Source organism: Pseudomonas protegens CHA0 (genome assembly GCF_000397205.1).
In the GTDB taxonomy this organism is placed as follows: Bacteria; Pseudomonadota; Gammaproteobacteria; order Pseudomonadales; family Pseudomonadaceae; genus Aquipseudomonas; species Aquipseudomonas protegens.
Genome location: NC_021237.1, coordinates 534,766 through 551,211, shown reverse-complemented (window position 1 = coordinate 551,211; position 16,446 = coordinate 534,766). Strand labels below are relative to the sequence as shown.

Annotated in this window: 17 protein-coding genes; all 17 read left to right on the top strand. The window is 67.5% G+C overall.

The window, feature by feature from the left end:
* The first annotated feature begins 6 nt into the window (after positions 1-6).
* Positions 7-261 carry an acyl carrier protein gene (locus PFLCHA0_RS02420; protein WP_011058850.1) on the top strand — a complete coding sequence of 85 codons (255 nt, stop codon included), beginning with the start codon at positions 7-9 and terminating at the stop codon, positions 259-261.
* The gene (locus PFLCHA0_RS02415) at positions 258-803 is read left to right on the top strand and encodes a COG4648 family protein (RefSeq protein ID WP_011058849.1); all 546 of its coding nucleotides are present in this window, start codon (positions 258-260) and stop codon (positions 801-803) included. The genes PFLCHA0_RS02420 and PFLCHA0_RS02415 overlap by 4 nt, the downstream gene beginning before the upstream one ends.
* The gene (locus PFLCHA0_RS02410) at positions 800-2,473 is read left to right on the top strand and encodes an AMP-binding protein (RefSeq protein WP_015633887.1); all 1,674 of its coding nucleotides are present in this window, start codon (positions 800-802) and stop codon (positions 2,471-2,473) included. The genes PFLCHA0_RS02415 and PFLCHA0_RS02410 overlap by 4 nt, the downstream gene beginning before the upstream one ends.
* 65 nt (positions 2,474-2,538) lie before the next feature.
* On the top strand, positions 2,539-3,273 hold the full coding sequence (locus PFLCHA0_RS02405; RefSeq protein ID WP_015633886.1) for a glycosyltransferase family 2 protein: 735 nt from the start codon (positions 2,539-2,541) through the stop codon (positions 3,271-3,273).
* Complete coding sequence (locus tag PFLCHA0_RS02400; protein WP_015633885.1) at positions 3,270-4,226, top strand: LpxL/LpxP family acyltransferase; 957 nt, start codon at positions 3,270-3,272, stop codon at positions 4,224-4,226. The genes PFLCHA0_RS02405 and PFLCHA0_RS02400 overlap by 4 nt, the downstream gene beginning before the upstream one ends.
* Positions 4,207-5,751, top strand: coding sequence for an HAL/PAL/TAL family ammonia-lyase (locus PFLCHA0_RS02395; protein WP_015633884.1), 1,545 nt, complete (start codon positions 4,207-4,209; stop codon positions 5,749-5,751). Before PFLCHA0_RS02400 ends, PFLCHA0_RS02395 begins: the two co-directional genes overlap by 20 nt.
* A complete protein-coding gene (locus PFLCHA0_RS02390) occupies positions 5,744-6,169 on the top strand; it encodes an acyl-CoA thioesterase (RefSeq protein WP_011058845.1) in 426 nt (141 codons plus the stop codon). The genes PFLCHA0_RS02395 and PFLCHA0_RS02390 overlap by 8 nt, the downstream gene beginning before the upstream one ends.
* Positions 6,166-6,846, top strand: coding sequence for an outer membrane lipoprotein carrier protein LolA (locus PFLCHA0_RS02385; RefSeq protein WP_015633883.1), 681 nt, complete (start codon positions 6,166-6,168; stop codon positions 6,844-6,846). The genes PFLCHA0_RS02390 and PFLCHA0_RS02385 overlap by 4 nt, the downstream gene beginning before the upstream one ends.
* Positions 6,830-9,172: an MMPL family transporter gene (locus PFLCHA0_RS02380; protein ID WP_015633882.1), complete on the top strand. Its 2,343-nt coding sequence runs from the start codon at positions 6,830-6,832 to the stop codon at positions 9,170-9,172. Before PFLCHA0_RS02385 ends, PFLCHA0_RS02380 begins: the two co-directional genes overlap by 17 nt.
* The gene (locus PFLCHA0_RS02375; RefSeq protein ID WP_015633881.1) at positions 9,166-10,356 is read left to right on the top strand and encodes a cation:proton antiporter; all 1,191 of its coding nucleotides are present in this window, start codon (positions 9,166-9,168) and stop codon (positions 10,354-10,356) included. Before PFLCHA0_RS02380 ends, PFLCHA0_RS02375 begins: the two co-directional genes overlap by 7 nt.
* Complete coding sequence (locus tag PFLCHA0_RS02370; protein WP_015633880.1) at positions 10,343-11,590, top strand: NAD(P)/FAD-dependent oxidoreductase; 1,248 nt, start codon at positions 10,343-10,345, stop codon at positions 11,588-11,590. The genes PFLCHA0_RS02375 and PFLCHA0_RS02370 overlap by 14 nt, the downstream gene beginning before the upstream one ends.
* Positions 11,587-12,348, top strand: a complete 762-nt coding sequence (locus PFLCHA0_RS02365; protein ID WP_015633879.1) for a class I SAM-dependent methyltransferase — start codon at positions 11,587-11,589, stop codon at positions 12,346-12,348. Before PFLCHA0_RS02370 ends, PFLCHA0_RS02365 begins: the two co-directional genes overlap by 4 nt.
* A complete protein-coding gene (locus PFLCHA0_RS02360; RefSeq protein WP_015633878.1) occupies positions 12,345-12,830 on the top strand; it encodes a hypothetical protein in 486 nt (161 codons plus the stop codon). Before PFLCHA0_RS02365 ends, PFLCHA0_RS02360 begins: the two co-directional genes overlap by 4 nt.
* Positions 12,827-14,023: a beta-ketoacyl-[acyl-carrier-protein] synthase family protein gene (locus tag PFLCHA0_RS02355; RefSeq protein ID WP_015633877.1), complete on the top strand. Its 1,197-nt coding sequence runs from the start codon at positions 12,827-12,829 to the stop codon at positions 14,021-14,023. Before PFLCHA0_RS02360 ends, PFLCHA0_RS02355 begins: the two co-directional genes overlap by 4 nt.
* Entirely contained in the window at positions 14,020-14,493 is a 474-nt protein-coding gene (locus tag PFLCHA0_RS02350; protein ID WP_011058837.1) for an ApeP family dehydratase, read from the top strand. The genes PFLCHA0_RS02355 and PFLCHA0_RS02350 overlap by 4 nt, the downstream gene beginning before the upstream one ends.
* Positions 14,490-15,218: a 3-oxoacyl-ACP reductase FabG gene (gene fabG, locus PFLCHA0_RS02345; RefSeq protein WP_015633876.1), complete on the top strand. Its 729-nt coding sequence runs from the start codon at positions 14,490-14,492 to the stop codon at positions 15,216-15,218. The genes PFLCHA0_RS02350 and fabG overlap by 4 nt, the downstream gene beginning before the upstream one ends.
* Positions 15,218-16,444 carry a beta-ketoacyl-ACP synthase gene (locus PFLCHA0_RS02340; protein WP_011058835.1) on the top strand — a complete coding sequence of 409 codons (1,227 nt, stop codon included), beginning with the start codon at positions 15,218-15,220 and terminating at the stop codon, positions 16,442-16,444. The genes fabG and PFLCHA0_RS02340 overlap by 1 nt, the downstream gene beginning before the upstream one ends.
* Positions 16,445-16,446 lie beyond the last annotated feature (2 nt).

The window sequence follows — 16,446 nt, the reverse complement described above, 5'->3', positions numbered from 1 at the left end:
CCGACCATGCAAACCCGTGACGATATCTTCAACACCCTGCGCGATGCCCTGGTCGAGCTCTTCGAACTGGAGCCCGAGCGCGTCAGCCTCGAGTCCAACCTGTACGAAGACCTGGAAATCGACAGCATCGATGCGGTCGACCTGATCGACCACATCAAGCGCCAGACCGGCAAGAAAATCGCCGCCGAGGAATTCAAGTCGGTGCGCACCGTCAACGACGTGGTCGAGGCGGTCTACCGTCTGGTCCAGCCGGCCGCATGAGCCGGCTGATCGGCCTGGGCTTGTTGCTGGCCGGCCTGCTCTACCCCTTCGCGGTGTACTTCGGCATGGAGCATTTCGCTCCGTGGCAGTTCGGCCTGCTGCTGGGCGGCCTGTGGCTGGCCCGGGCGCTGACCGGCGAACGCCGCCCCGGCAGCCTGTGGATGGCCATTGCAGCGATCGCGTTCTGCCTGCTGCTGGCCTGGTTCGACAACCCGGCGCTGCTGCGCTGGTACCCGGTGCTGATCAGCGCCTTCATGCTCGGCCTGTTCGGCCTGAGCCTGAAATACGGCCCCCCGGTGGCAGAGCGCCTGGCCCGCATCAGCGAGCCGCAATTGCCGGAAAAGGCCATACGTTATACGCGCCAGGTGACCGTCGCCTGGAGCGTGTTTTTCCTCTGTAACGGAATGCTCGCCGCGGCCCTGACCCTGTGGGCGCCGCTGAGCTGGTGGACGTTGTACAACGGCCTGATCGCCTACGGGCTGATGGGCCTGCTGTTTGCCATTGAATGGCTGTTACGACAACGGGTAAGAGGCCGTAGATGAACTGGATTCCCCTTGAGCAGCTGTTGCTCAAGCTACATACGCCGCGAGCGGTCAGCGCCGCGCCGGCCATCGACCTGGGGGCCGTGCAGGAACAGGCCCTGAGCCTGGCCGCTGCCCTGCAAGCCCGTGGCGTACGGCGCCTGGCGGTGCACCTGGAAGACGCCGTGGAACTGGCGGTGGCCCTGCTCGGCGCCTGGCGTGCCGGGGCCAGCGTGCTGTTGCCCGCTGACCTGCAAGCCCAGACCCGCCAGCGCTGGTCGAGCGAAGTCGACCTGTGGCTGACCGACCAGGACACGCCCCTGCACCAGTTGCAGGCCAGCCCCCTGGCCCCGGCCGAGCTGGACCCGGACACCTGCCAGTTGAGCCTGTGCACCTCCGGCTCCAGCGGCGAACCCAAGCGCATCGAGAAGAACCTGCGGCAACTGGCCAACGAGGTCGTCGCCCTGGAGCACCTGTGGGGCGCCGACCTGGGCCAGGCCTGGATCATCGGCAGCGTCGCCACCCAGCACATCTACGGCCTGCTGTTCCGCGTGCTCTGGCCACTGTGCGCCGGGCGGCCTTTTGTACGCCGCCAGCTGCCATTTCCCGAAGACCTGCAACGGGCCAGCCGCGAGTGCCCGACGTTTGCCTGGGTGGCGAGCCCGGCCCTGCTCAAGCGCATGGGCGACAACCTCGACTGGCCGGCCCTGAGCCAGGTACGGCGGGTATTTTCCTCCGGCGGAGCCTTGCCCGCCGAAGCGGCCAGCGGCCTGCACCAGCGCCTGCAGCAATGGCCGACGGAAATCCTCGGCAGCTCGGAAACCGGCGGCATCGCCTGGCGCCAGGGGCCAGGCCTGTGGCAGCCCTTCGCCGATGTACGGCTGAGCCAGGATGCCGACGGCGCGCTGTTGATCGCCTCGCCCTACCTGCCGGCCGGGCATGTGGAACACACGGCCGACGCCGCGCGGATCGCCGCCGACGGGCGCTTCGAACTGCTGGGGCGCCTGGATCGCATCGTCAAGCTGGAAGAAAAACGCATTTCCCTGCCCATGCTTGAGCAGGCCCTGGCCAGCCACGAATGGGTGGCGGAAGCGCGGCTCGGGGTGATCGAAGACAACCGCGCCTACCTCGGCGCCCTGCTGGTGCTCAGCGAGCCCGGCCTGCATGCCCTGCGCAACCAGGGCCGGCGCCACCTGACCCAGGCCTTGCGCCAGCATCTGGCCGGGCATTGCGAAGCCCTGGCCCTGCCCCGGCGCTGGCGCCTGGTGCGGCAACTGCCGCTGAACAGCCAGGGCAAGCTGCCCCAGGCGCAAGTCCAGGCCCTGCTGCTGGCTCCACGCCCGCAAGCCCCGGAAGTGCTGGAGCAACGGCAGCACGAGGAGGAGTGGCAGCTGCAACTGGCCATTCCGCCGGACCTGGCGTACTTCAGCGGGCACTTCCCCCAGACCCCGGTGCTGCCGGGGGTGGTGCAGGTGGACTGGGCCCTGGCCCTGGGCCAGCAACTGCTGGAGCTGCCGGGCCGCTTCGCCGGCATGGAAGTGCTGAAGTTCCAGCAACTGGTACGCCCCGGCGACCGCATCCAGCTGAACCTGCGTTTCGATGCCCAGCGCCAGAAACTGTATTTCGCCTACCTCAATGACGGGGCTCCCTGCTCCAGCGGGCGGATCGTCCTGGAGGCCAGCTGTGGATAAGTTGTACGGCATCGCGCCCGGGATTCCCTGGCAAGCCAGCGCCTACGCTGAAGGGGCCCGCTGCCATGCATAAGCCTTGCGCGGTGATACCGGTCTACAACCATGAAACCGCCGTGCCGGCGGTGGTCGAGGCGCTCCTGGCCCGCGGCCTGCCCTGTGTCCTGGTGGACGACGCCAGCAGCCCCCAATGCGCGGCGGTGCTGGAGCAGCTGGCCGGCCTCGACCAGGTGTTCCTGATCCGCCTGGCGATCAACCAGGGCAAGGGCGGCGCGGTCATGGCCGGCCTGCGCGAAGCCGCGCAGCTGGGCTTCAGCCATGCCCTGCAAGTCGATGCCGATGGCCAGCACGACCTCACGGATGTGGATAACTTCATCCAGCACTCCCAGGCCCACCCCGAGGCGCTGGTCTGCGGTTATCCACAGTACGACGCCAGCGTGCCCAAGGGGCGCCTGTATGCCCGCTACCTGACCCACGTGTGGGTCTGGATCAACAGCCTGTCACTGCAGATTCCCGATTCCATGTGCGGCTTCCGGGTCTACCCCTTGCCACCGACCCTGGCCCTGCTGGACTCGGTGCAACTGGGCCGGCGCATGGACTTCGATCCGGAGATCCTGGTGCGCCTGGCCTGGCGCAACCAACCCATGCGCTGGCTGCCGACCCGGGTCCACTATCCCCAGGACGGCCTCTCGCACTTTCGCCTGTTCCATGACAACGCGCTGATCTCGAAGATGCACGCCAAGCTGTTCTTCGGCATGTTGGCGCGCCTGCCGCTGATCCTCTGGCGCCGGTGGCGTCCATGAGCCAGGAGCAACCCAAGGAGCCCGGCAACGAACACTGGGCCGGCCATCAGGAGCGCGGCAGCTTCTGGCTGATGAAGCTCACCGCCCTGGGCGTGCGGGTGCTGGGGCGCCGGCTGCTGAGCCCGGTGCTGTACGCCATCGTGTTCTACTTCTTCCTGTTCGGCCGCCGGGCCCGGCGCAGCATCTGGCAGTACCAGCAGCACCTGGCCCAATGGAGCGGGCGCGACGAGTTGCGCCCCAGCCACTGGCGGGTGTTCGGCCAGTTCATGGCCTTTGCCGATGCCCTGCTGGACAAGCTCGACGTGTGGAACGGCAAACTGCGCATCGAACAGATCGAGATCGTCGACCCGGCGCAACTGCGCCACCAGCTGCGCGGCGAACGCGGGCAGATGCTGGTGGGCGCGCACCTGGGCAACCTGGAAGTGTGCCGGGCCCTGGCCGAGCTGGGGGAGCAGGTGACCATGAACGTGCTGGTGCACACCAAGCACGCCGAACGCTTCAACCGCCTGCTGGGCGAAGCCGGGGCCAGCAACCTGCGGCTGATCCAGGTCAGCGAGCTGGACCCGGCGATCATGCTGCAACTGAGCCAGCGCCTGGATCGCGGCGAATGGCTGGCGATTGCCGGGGACCGCGTGCCGCTGCACGGCGGGCGCAACGTGCGGGTGGATTTCCTCGGCCACCCGGCCGCCTTCCCCCAGGGCCCCTGGCTGCTGGCCGGGCTGCTCAAGTGCCCGGTCAACCTGCTGCTGTGCCTGAAACAGCAAGGCCGCTACCAGGTGATCCTCGAGCCCTTCGCCGACGCCGTGCAGTGGAAACGCAATGACCGCCAGCAGGTGATCGCCCAGTGGACCGCCCGCTACGCCGAGCGCCTGGGCCAGTACTGCCTGCAAGCCCCGCAACAATGGTTCAACTTTTACCCATTCTGGAAGACCGATGACGACCTCGACCCATGAGCCGGTAACCTTCGGCGAACACCCCCTGCGCATCGAAGACGTGCTGGCCCTGGCCAACCGCCAGGTGCCGACGCGCCTGCAAGGCGACGCCGCCTGGCGCCAGCGGATCGCCAAGGGCGCGCAGTTCCTCGACTCCCTGCTGGACAAGGAAGGGGTGATCTACGGCGTGACCACCGGCTACGGCGACTCTTGCGTGGTGGCGGTGCCGCTGCAGCACGTCGAGGCGCTGCCGCGCCATCTGTACACCTTCCACGGTTGCGGCCTGGGCAAGCTGCTGGACGCCCAGGCTACCCGCGCGGTGCTGGCGGCGCGCTTGCAGTCGCTGTGCCACGGAGTTTCCGGGGTGCGCGTGGAACTGCTGGAGCGCCTGCAGGCCTTCCTCGACCAGGACATCCTGCCGCTGATCCCGGAAGAGGGCTCGGTGGGCGCCAGCGGCGACCTGACGCCGCTGTCCTATGTGGCGGCCACCCTGTCCGGGGAACGCGAGGTGATGTTCCGCGGCGAGCGGCGTGAGTCCGCCGACGTGCACCGCGAGCTGGGCTGGGAACCCCTGGTGCTGCGGCCCAAGGAAGCCCTGGCGCTGATGAACGGCACCGCGGTAATGACCGGGCTGGCCTGCCTGGCCTTTGCCCGGGCCGACTACCTGCTGCGCCTGGCGACCCGCATCACCGCCCTCAACGTGGTGGCCCTGCAGGGCAATCCGGAACACTTCGACGAACGCCTGTTCGCCGCCAAGCCGCACCCGGGGCAGATGCAAGTGGCCGCCTGGCTGCGCCAGGACCTGGCGATCGACGCGCCGACCGCGCCCCTGCATCGCCTGCAGGACCGCTACTCGCTGCGCTGCGCCCCCCATGTGCTGGGGGTGCTGGCCGACAGCCTGAACTGGCTGCGCGGTTTCATCGAGACCGAGCTCAACAGCGCCAACGACAACCCCATCATCGACGCCGAGGCCGAGCGCGTGCTGCACGGCGGGCACTTCTATGGCGGGCACATCGCCTTCGCCATGGACAGCCTGAAGAACCTGGTGGCCAACGTCGCCGACCTGCTGGACCGGCAGTTGGCCCTGCTGGTGGACGTGCGCTACAACCACGGCCTGCCGAGCAACCTTTCCGGCGCCAGCGCCGAGCGCGCCATGCTCAACCACGGCTTCAAGGCGGTGCAGATCGGCGCCAGCGCCTGGACCGCCGAGGCCCTGAAAAACACCATGCCGGCCAGCGTGTTCTCGCGCTCCACCGAGTGCCACAACCAGGACAAGGTGAGCATGGGCACCATCGCCGCCCGGGACGCGATCCGCGTGCTGGAGCTCACCGAACAAGTGGCCGCCGCCACCTTGCTGGCGGCCAACCAGGGGGTCTGGCTGCGCAGCCAGGAAGCCGATGCCCGGCCTCTGCCACCAGCCCTGGATGCCATGCACCGGCAACTGGCCGAGGACTTCGCACCGGTGATCGAAGACCGCGCCCTGGAGCACGAACTGCGCCTGTGCCTGCAACGCATCGCCGAACAACACTGGAGGCTGCATGCGTAGCAAGGGAGTGATCCACGCCGACACCCAGATCCAGGTGCCCTTCTTCGACGTCGACACCATGCACGTCGTCTGGCACGGGCATTACGTCAAATACCTGGAGGTCGCCCGCTGCGCCCTGCTGGACAAGCTCGGCCACAACTACCAGCAGATGCTCGAATCCGGCTACGCCTGGCCGGTGATCGACCTGCAACTGCGCTACGTGCGCGGCGCGGTGTTCGGCCAGACCCTGAACGTGCGCGCCAGCCTGGTGGAGTGGGAAAGCCGGCTGAAGATCAATTACCTGATCACCGACCAGGCCACAGGCGAGCGCATGACCCGCGCCAGCTCGGTGCAGGTGGCCGTGGAGATCGCCAGCCGGGAAATGCAACTGGCCTCGCCCAAGGTCTTCACCGATGCCGTCGCGAGGGCCTTGCCATGAAGGTAGGAGCGAGCTTGCTCGCGAAGAGGGTCGGTCTGTCTGCCAACTGCATGAGGTTGCGTACCGTGGTGCGGCGGTTCGCGAGCAAGCTCGCGCCCACGCTCTTGGTGCTCTGGTGTGTGCCGGGGCTGGCCCAGGCCTTCGACCTGCAACAGTTGAGCGATCAACTGTCGCGGCCGGAGGTGATCCACGGTCGTTTCATCCAGGAAAAACACCTGCGGGCCCTGCCCCAGCCATTGACCAGCAAGGGTCACTTCGTGCTGGCGAAAAACCATGGCCTGCTGTGGCTGCTGCAGACCCCGTTGCAACAGGACTACCGCATCACTGCCCAGGGCATCGCCCGGCGCGATGGCGGCGGCTGGCAGATGCTTCCCGGCAAGAGCGCCGGGGCCGAGCAGAACCGCCTGTTCCTCGCTGTGCTGCAAGGCGACAGCAGCGGCCTGCAGCGGGACTTCGAACTCAAGCTGCAAGGCAGCGCGCAGAACTGGCAGTTGCAACTGATCCCCCGCTCCCTGCTGCTGAAACAGATCTTCAACCAGATCAACATCGACGGCGGCGAGCTGGTGCAGCGCATCGAACTGCTGGAAGCCCAGGGCGACCGCACCTTGCTGATCATGCAGGACAGCAGCAGCGCCCAGCCGCTCAGTGAAACGGAGCAACATGACTTTGCCGAGTGAACGCTGGCTGCCGCGTTTTTTCCTGATTCTGCTGACCCTGGTCCTGGCCCTCGGTGCCTGGCAATGGCGCCATGGCGCGCCGCTGTCGGCCAACCTCATGGAACTGGTGCCCGGCACGGCCCCGGATGCACTGGAGCAACAGGCCGAGCAACGCATGCAGGAACCGCTGAACCGGGAAATCCTGGTGCTGGTGGGGCATGCCGAACGTCAGCAGGCAGTGGCCATGGCCCGGCAACTGGCCGAGCAATGGCAGGCCAGCGGGTTGTTCGAGAAGGTCCAGTGGAACCTCCAGGCCGACCTGCCGGCGCTGCGCCAGCAACTGTTGCAGGGCCGCCTGGCGATGCTCGGGGCCAAGGATCGCGAGCAACTGGCCCAGCAGCCCCAGACGTTTATCCAGCAACGGGTGCAGAGCCTGTTCGACCCGTTCGGCGGCTTTACCCTGGTGCCCAGCCAGGATGACTGGCTGGGCCTGACCGGACGCATCCAGAACAGCCAGCCGCAACACGGCGCGGTGCAGCTGGACATCGGCAGCGGCGCCCTGGTGGCCGAGGCCGACGGCCAGCACTGGGTATTGCTGCGTGCCCGCACCGGCGGCAACGCCTTCGACATGCAACTGCCTCTGCAAGTGGCTGACCTGCTGCGCCACAGCCGTGAGCAGGCCAGCCAGCAACAGGTACAACTGTTGGCCGCCAGCGGTTTGCTGTACGCCGCCAACGGCCAGCAACAGGCCACCCGGGAAATCACCTGGGTCGGCGGCGGCGCCACCCTGGGCATCCTTTTGCTGTTGCTGCTGGCCTTCCGCCGCTGGCGTGCCCTGCTGGCCTTCGTCCCGGTGCTGGTGGGCATGCTGTTCGGCGCCGTGGCCTGCGTGGCGCTGTTCGGCCGCATGCACGTAATGACCCTGGTGCTGGGGTCGAGCCTGATCGGCGTGGCCGTCGACTACCCCCTGCACTACCTGTCCAAGAGCTGGAGCCTGAAACCCTGGCGCAGCTGGCCGGCCCTGCGCCTGACCCTGCCGGGGCTGAGCCTGAGCCTGGCCACCAGTTGCATCGGCTACCTGGCCCTGGCCTGGACCCCGTTCCCGGCCCTGACCCAGATCGCCGTATTCTCCGCCGCCGGCCTGGTGGGCGCCTACCTGGCGGCGGTGTGCCTGCTGCCGGCACTGCTCAAGGGGGTGCAACTACGCCCGGCGCATTGGCCGCTACAAGTGGCCCAAGCCCTGCTGCAGGCCCGCTCGGCCTTGCTCAAGCGGGTGCCCAGTCCGGTGCTGCTGGTATTGCTGGCGCTGTTCTGCGCCGCAGGCCTGTGGCAGCTCGAGAGCAAGAACGACATCCGCCAATGGGTCGGTGCACCGCCGCAGTTGCTGCAGGAAGCCCAGGCCATTGCGCGGATCACCGGCTATCAGCCCACCAGCCAGTTCTTCCTGGTGCGCGCCACCGATCAGCAGCAACTGCTGGAGCGCCTGGAGGCCCTGGACCTGCGCCTGCAACAGCTGGTGAACCTGGGCAAGCTCAAGGGCTACCTGTCGCTGAACCAGTTGCTCAGCCAACCGACCGAACAACAGCAGGTGCGCGAAGCCCTCAAGCAGCTGCCGCGTTTCTGGCAGCCGCTGCTGGACCTGGGGGTACCCCTGGCCGCCCTGCAAGCGGAGCTGGAACAGCTGCAGCAATTGCCGGTGGAAGACCTCGACGCCGCGCTTTCCGGGCCGCTGGCTGAGCCCTATCGCCCGCTGTGGCTGGGAGCCAACGCCAACGGCGTGGCCGCCATGGTCAGCCTGCAGGGGCTGAACGACGCCGCCCTGCTGCGAATCCAGGCCGATGATCTGCCAGGGGTGCAACTGGTGGACCGCCTGGGTGAGCTGAACCGGGTATTCGCCGCCACCCAGGTCAGCGCCGCCGAACTCAAGCTGGCCTCCTGCGTGCTGATCGTGCTGCTGTTGATCCTGCCCTTCGGCCTCGGCGGCGCCTTGCGCCTGGTGGCCCTGCCCCTGCTGGCAGCCCTGTGCAGCCTGGCCAGCCTCGGCTGGCTGGGCCAGCCCCTGACCCTGTTCAGCCTGTTCGGCCTGCTGCTGGTGACGGCCATCAGCGTCGACTACGCGATCCTCATGCGCGAGCAGATCGGCGGCGCCGCGGTGAGCCTGCTGGGCACGCTGCTGGCGGCCCTGACCACCTGGCTGTCGTTCGGCCTGCTGGCCATTTCCAGCACCCCGGCGGTGAGCAACTTCGGCCTGGCGGTCAGCCTGGGGCTGGCCTTCAGCTTCATCCTTGCGCCCTGGGCCGGCCACAGGCCGCACCCGGCGCCCGACACAGAGCGTGCAGCATGCTGACCCTGCTGTTCTGGCTACTGGCCCTGGCGCTGTTTGCCCTGGCCACCCACATCGGCCGGCGCCTGGGCCTGATCCCGATTGTCAGCCAACTGCTGCTGGCGACCTTCGGCCTGCCGCTGCTGATGCTGCTGTGGATCGAACCGCACTGGCAGCTAAGTGGTGCGCAGCTGGTTTCGCCGCACTGGCTCAAGCATCTGTACAGCCTGAGCTTTGCCTTGCTGCTGGGGCATATCCTCAGTGACGTGATCGACCTGCGCCTGGACCGCCAGAGCCTGAAGATCGCCGTGCCGAGCTTCGGCATTCCCTTCGCCTGCGGCCTGGCCACCGCCTTCTGGCTGCTGCCGGCGCAACCCTGGATAAGCTCCCTGGCGGTCGGCCTGCTGTTCGCCATCACCGCGATCCCGGTGCTCTACCTGTACCTGCGGCACATCCAGTACCCGCCCGCCGCCACCCGGCGCCTGGTGCAGACCGCGATCCTCATCGACCTGGCCTGCTGGAGCCTGTTCGCCCTGGCCCAGGGCAGCCTGCACCTGAGCAGCCTGCTGCTGCCCCTGGCCGGCGCCTGCCTGCCCCTGGTGCTGCGCGGCCTGGGCCTGCGCCAGCCGCTGCTCTACAGCCTGGGCTTTTTCGGCCTGCTGGTGGTGGCCGAGCACTACCGGCTCAATGCGCTGATCTTCGGCATCGGCTACCTGCTGTGCATGGCCGCCCTCAAGCTGGCGCTGGTGCTGCCGTTACAGGCTGCCTGGATGAACCGCTTGCAGACCTACATCGCCATCCCGCTGATCCTGACCTTCGGCATCGTGCAGATCGATGTGCACAGCGCCATGGGCAGCCTCGGCTGGGTGCAACTGGCGGCCCTGCTGCTGTTGCCGATTGCCAGCAAGCTGCTGGGCAACTGGCTGGGCCTGGGCTGGGCCGGCGCTTCCTTTACCGGCGCCAGCCGCTGGCGGGAAAGCCTGCTGCTGAACATTCGCGGCTTGAGCGAGATCGTCTTTCTCAACCTGCTGCTGCAACAACAGTTGATCAGCCCGGCGCTGTACTTCGCGCTGATGCTCATGGGCCTGATCGCCACCCTGCTGCCGGCCCTGGCCGGAATGCACCGAACTCCCCAGGCGGCGCCCCACGCTGCCCCCTTGAACCTGAACATCGCCAAACCGGCAAGGAGCCCCAGTGCCAACAGTTGAAATGGAACGTCGCCAAGTCGTGGTGATCGGTGCCGGCCCCTCGGGGGCCATCGCGGCCGCGCTGCTCAAGCGCCAGGGCCACGACGTGCTGATCGTCGAGCGGCAACATTTCCCGCGTTTCTCCATCGGTGAAAGCCTGCTCTCCCACTGCCTGGATTTCGTCGAGGAAGCCGGGATGCTGGAGGCGGTGCAAGCCGCCGGCTTCCAGCTCAAGAACGGCGCGGCCTTCGCCTGGGGCGAGCACTACAGCACCTTCGATTTCGGCGACACCTTCAGCAATGGCAAGCCCACCACCTTCCAGGTGCAGCGCGCCGACTTCGACAAGCTGCTGGCCGACCAGGCCGCCCTGCAAGGGGTCGAGATCCGCTACGGCGAAGAGATTGTCGCGGTGGAGGTGGAGCGGCCCTTGCCACAGCTCGACTGCCGCCGTGAAGACGGCAGCCAGTACCGCATCGAAGCCGACTTCATCCTCGACGCCAGCGGTTACGGCCGGGTCCTGCCGCGCCTGCTGGAACTGGAAGCGCCGTCGAACTTTCCGGTACGCCGAGCGGTGTTCACTCATGTCGAAGACCGCATCGACTGCGAGCACTTCGACCGCAACAAGATCCTCATCACCACCCACCCCGAGCACCGCGACATCTGGTTCTGGAGCATCCCCTTCAGCAACGGCCGCTGCTCGGTAGGGGTGGTGGCCGCCCAAGAGCATTTCGCCGGGCGCGATGGCGACCTGGACGCCTGCCTGCGGGGCTTCATCAGCGAAACCCCGAGCCTGGCCAAGGTGCTGCAATACGCCGAGTGGGACACCCCGGCGCGGACCATCGGCGGCTACTCGGCCAACGTCAGCACCCTGCATGGCCCGGGCTTCGCCCTGCTGGGCAACGCCGCGGAATTCCTCGACCCGGTGTTCTCTTCCGGGGTGACCATCGCCATGCGTTCCGCGAGCATGGCCGCCGCCGTGTTGCACCGGCAGTTGCAGGGCCAGGGCGTCGACTGGGCGACGGAGTTCGCCGAACCGCTGAAACGCGGCGTGGACACCTTCCGCTGCTACGTCGAGGGCTGGTACGCCGGTACTTTCCAGGACGTGATCTACCATCCTGGCAGCTCCCCGGAAATCCGCCGCATGATCAGCTCGATCCTCGCCGGTTATGCCTGGGATGAACGCAACCCTTTCGTCAGCGAGCCCAAGCGCCGGCTCAAGGCCCTCTCGGAAGTCTGTGCGAGGGACCGCGCATGACTGAGCAAACCAGCCAGTACCTGAGTGACAGCTACGTCGAGGAAACCCGCTTCGGCTTCTGGTTCCTGCGCAGCCACACCTGGCAGCACCATGTGCTGCGGGTGGCGATCAATGACCTGCGCTCGCTGTTCGATGGCGAGCTGCCCCGGCATCCGGTGTTGCTGGACGCCGGTTGCGGCCAGGGCAAGTCGTTCCAGTACCTGCGCCAGGTGTTCGCCCCGCAGCGCCTGATCGGCCTGGACGCCGACCCCCACAGCCTCAAGCTCAGCGCCGAGGAAGCCCGGCGCCAGCAGATGCAGGTGGAGTTGATCGGCAGCGACTGCGCGACCCTGGAACTGGCCAACGCCAGCGTCGACCTGCTGTTCTGCCACCAGACCTTCCACCACCTGGTGGAACAGGAAAAAGCCCTGGCCGAGTTCTACCGGGTGCTCAAGCCCGGGGGTTACCTGCTGTTTGCCGAATCCACCGAGGCCTATATCGACACCTGGGTGATCCGCTGGCTGTTCCGCCATCCGATGCATGTGCAGAAAAGCGCCGCCCAGTACCTGCTGATGATTCGTCAGCAGGGCTTTGAATTCGGCCCGCAGAACGTGTCTTATCCCTACCTGTGGTGGAGTCGCGCCAAGGACTTCGGCCTGCTGGAGCGCTTCGGCCTGCGCCAGCCGCCGCCGGTGGGCCAGCGCGAGGAAACCCTGGTCAATGTGGTGGCCCGCAAGCCGCTCGCTCCCCCTGTTGCCGAGGAAGGTCCGTCCGAATGATCCGTGCCCTGCTGCTCGGTTGTGTCCTGTTGCTGAGCGCTTGCGTCAGTCAGGCTCCGCTGCCCGAGCGCACGCCCTCGCTGGTGCTGCCGTTGCAGCTCCACGTACAGCGCCAGCTTCAGGACCAGCGCCAGGACTGGCTGCTGGTGATCCAGGCCGAAGGCCCGGACCTGCGCTGGTCGCTGATGGACCCGCTGGGCATTCCCCAGGCCCGTCAGCGCCTGGTGGGCGGACACTGGCAGGCCGACGGCCTGCTGCCACCCAACCCGGAGGCCCGGGAGCTGTTCGCGGCCCTGCTGTTCGCCCTGACGCCTGTGGCCGAACTGCAGGCCAATTATCCGCACGCCCGGCAACAGGGCGCCCAACGTACCCTCGGCCCGCGCTGGCGAGTCGACTATCAACACGCTCTGGATTTCACCTTGAACCTGCCCCAAGGCCCGCACTACCACATCACGGCTCTGAGCACCGAGGCCACGCCATGACGGCTTACCTCAACGCCCTCGGGGTGATCTGCGCCCTGGGCCGCAATCGCCAGGAAGTCGCCCGCAGCCTGTTTGCCGGCGACTGTTCGGGCATGCGCGACGAAAGCCACTGGGTGCCCGAGCGCACCTTGCCGGTGGCGGCAGTGCGCAGCCCGCTGGCGGGCATGCCGGCGGGCCTCGAAGCCCAGAACAGCCGCAACAACCAGCTGTTGCTGGAGGCCACCCGGCAGATCGAAGACGACATCCAGCAGGCCATCCAGCGCTACGGCCATGGCCGCATCGGCATCGTCCTGGGCACCAGCACGTCGGGCATCGACGAAGCCAGCCGGGGCATCGCCCGTTACCTGCAGGACCGGCAATTCCCGGCGGGCTACGACTACCGTCAGCAGGAGCTCAGCGCCCCGGCGAACTTCCTCGCCCAATGGCTGCAACTCTGCGGCCCGGCCTATGTGATTTCCACCGCCTGTACCTCCAGCGCCCGGGCCCTGATCAGTGCCCGGCGCCTGCTCGATCTGGGCCTGTGCGACGCCGTGCTGTGCGGCGGGGTCGACAGCCTGTGCAAGCTGACCCTCAATGGTTTCACAGCCCTGGAGGCGGTCTCCGGGCAACGCTGCAACCCCTTTTCCCGCAACCGCGACGGGATCAACATCGGTGAAGCGGCGGTGCTGTTCCTCATGAGCCGGGAGCCTGCCGGCGACGCCCCTGTTGCCCTGCTGGGCGGTGGCGCCAGCTCCGACGCCTACCATATTTCCGCCCCGGCCCCCGATGGCCGCGGCGCCCTGCAGGCCATGAGCCAGGCCTTGCGCAGCGCCGGCCTGCAGCCACAGCAGATCGGCTACCTGAACCTGCACGGCACCGCCACCCAGCACAACGACGCGATGGAAAGCCTGGCCGTGGCCCAGCTGTTCCCCGAAGGCGTGCCCTGCTCTTCGACCAAACCCATGAGCGGCCATACCCTGGGGGCCGCCGGGGCCCTGGAGGCGGCGTTCTGCTGGCTGGCCCTGAGTACCGACAACCCCGGCCTGGCGCTGCCGCCCCATGTCTGGGATGCCCAGGCCGACCCGTCTTTGCCGCCACTGCGCTGGGTCACCCCGGACGATCGCCTGGCCCCCCACGCACCGCGCCGCCTGATGAGCAATTCCTTCGCCTTCGGCGGCAACAACGTCAGCCTGATTATCGGAGACGCCCCATGATTGACTGGCCGCTCGCCGAGTTGCTGCCCCACGCCGGGGACATGATCCTCATCGATCAGGTCCTGGCCTTTGATGAAGAACAGATCCGCACCCGCCTCGAAGTTCGCCCCGGTGGCCTGTTCAACCGCCCCGACGGCAGCCTGCCGGCCTGGGTCGGCGTCGAGCTGATGGCCCAGAGCGTGGCCGCCTACGCCGGTTGCCGCGCCCGCCAGCAAGGCTTGCCGGTGGAGCTGGGCTTTCTTCTGGGCACCCGCAAATTCGAATGCAATGTCGAGCACTTCCCCCTCGGCAGCACCCTGGAAATCCATGCCCTGCGCTCTCTGGAAGACGACAACGGCATGGGCGTGTTCGAGTGCCACCTCAGTGGCCCCGGCATCACCGCCAGCGCGCGCCTGAACGTGTTCCGTCCGCCCCAGGCCGCCGACTACCTGCATGAAACACCTGCCTCTTCTACAGGAACACCGTCATGACTGACTCCGTACTGGTCACCGGCTCCAGCCGTGGCATCGGCCGTGCCATCGCCCTGCGTCTGGCCCGGGCCGGGTATGACCTGGTGCTGCACTGCCGCAGCGGCCGCACCGAAGCCGAAGCCGTCAGGGGCGAAGTCCAGGCCCTGGGCCGCAGCGCCCGCGTCCTGCAATTCGATGTATCGGACCGGGAGGCCTGCCGGGTTGCCCTGGAGGCCGATGTCGAAGCCCATGGCGCCTATTACGGCGTGGTGCTCAACGCCGGCCTGACCCGTGACGGCGCCTTCCCGGCCCTCAGCGAAGAGGACTGGGACCAGGTGCTGCGCACCAACCTCGACGGTTTCTACAATGTCCTGCACCCGGTGATGATGCCCATGATCCGCCGCCGCGCAGCCGGGCGCATCGTCTGCATCACCTCGGTCTCGGGGCTGATCGGCAACCGTGGCCAGGTCAACTACAGCGCCTCCAAGGCCGGCGTGATCGGCGCCGCCAAGGCCCTGGCCATCGAGCTGGGCAAGCGCAAGATCACCGTCAACTGCGTGGCCCCGGGGCTGATCGACACCGCCATGCTGGATGAAAACGTGCCGGTGGAAGAACTGCTGAAAATGATTCCCGCGCAGCGCATGGGCACCCCGGAAGAGGTGGCCGGCGCGGTGAATTTCCTGATGTCCGCCGAAGCGTCCTACATCACTCGCCAGGTGCTGTCGGTGAACGGGGGCCTGTGCTGATGAAACGTGTGGTCGTCACCGGCATGGCCGGCATCACCTCCCTGGGCAGCGACTGGGCCAGCATCGCCGAGCGCTTTGCCGCCAACCGCAGCGGCATCCGGCGCATGGACGAGTGGGACAGGTTCAGCGAACTCAACACCCGCCTGGCCGGCCCCATCGATGACTTCCAGGTGCCCGGGCACTGGACCCGCAAGCAGCTGCGCAGCATGGGCCGGGTTTCGCGCCTGGCCGTGGGCGCCGCCGAGCAGGCCCTGGCCGACGCCGGGCTGCTGGGCGACCCGTCGATCAAGGACGGGCGCATGGGCGTGGCCTGTGGTTCTTCCACCGGCAGCACCGACGAGATCAAGGCCTTCGGCAACATGCTGCTCAACTCGGTGGCCGAGGGGCTCAACGCCAACTCCTACGTGCGCATGATGCCCCACACCACCGCCGCCAATATCAGCATCTTCTTCGGCCTGACCGGGCGCCTGATCCCTACCTCCAGCGCCTGCACCAGCGGTAGCCAGGGCATCGGCTACGCCTATGAGGCGATCAAGTTCGGCCGCCTGCCGCTGATGCTCGCCGGCGGCGCCGAGGAACTGTGCCCCACCGAAGCCATGGTGTTCGACGCGCTGTATGCCACCAGCCTGAAGAACGATGCGCCGCACACCAGCCCGCGCCCCTACGACAGCGGCCGTGACGGCCTGGTGATCGGCGAAGGTGGCGGCATGCTGGTGCTCGAGGAGCTGGAGCACGCCCTGGCCCGTGGCGCGCGCATCCACGCGGAAATCGTCGGCTTCGGCAGCAACGCCGACGGCCAGCACACCACCCGCCCCGAACAGAGCACCATGCGCCGGGCCATGGAGCTGGCGCTGGAGGATGGGGCCCTGGCCCCGGAGGCCATCGGCTACGTCAACGGCCATGGCACCGCCACCGAGCAGGGCGACATCGCCGAGACCCTGGCCACCAGCAGCCTGTTCGGCAGCCGCATGCCCATCAGTTCGCAGAAGAGTTTCCTCGGCCACACCCTGGGCGCCTGCGGCGCGCTGGAATCCTGGTTCAGCATCGAGATGCTCAACCGCGACCTCTATGTGCACACCTGCAACCTGGATCAGGTCGACCCCCGCTGCGGCGAGCTGGACTACCTGCAGGGAGGCTTTCGCGCCATGAGCCACGAATACGTGATGAACAACAACTTTGCCTTTGGCGGCGTCAACACCTCGTTGATCTTCCGCCGCTGGTCCTGATG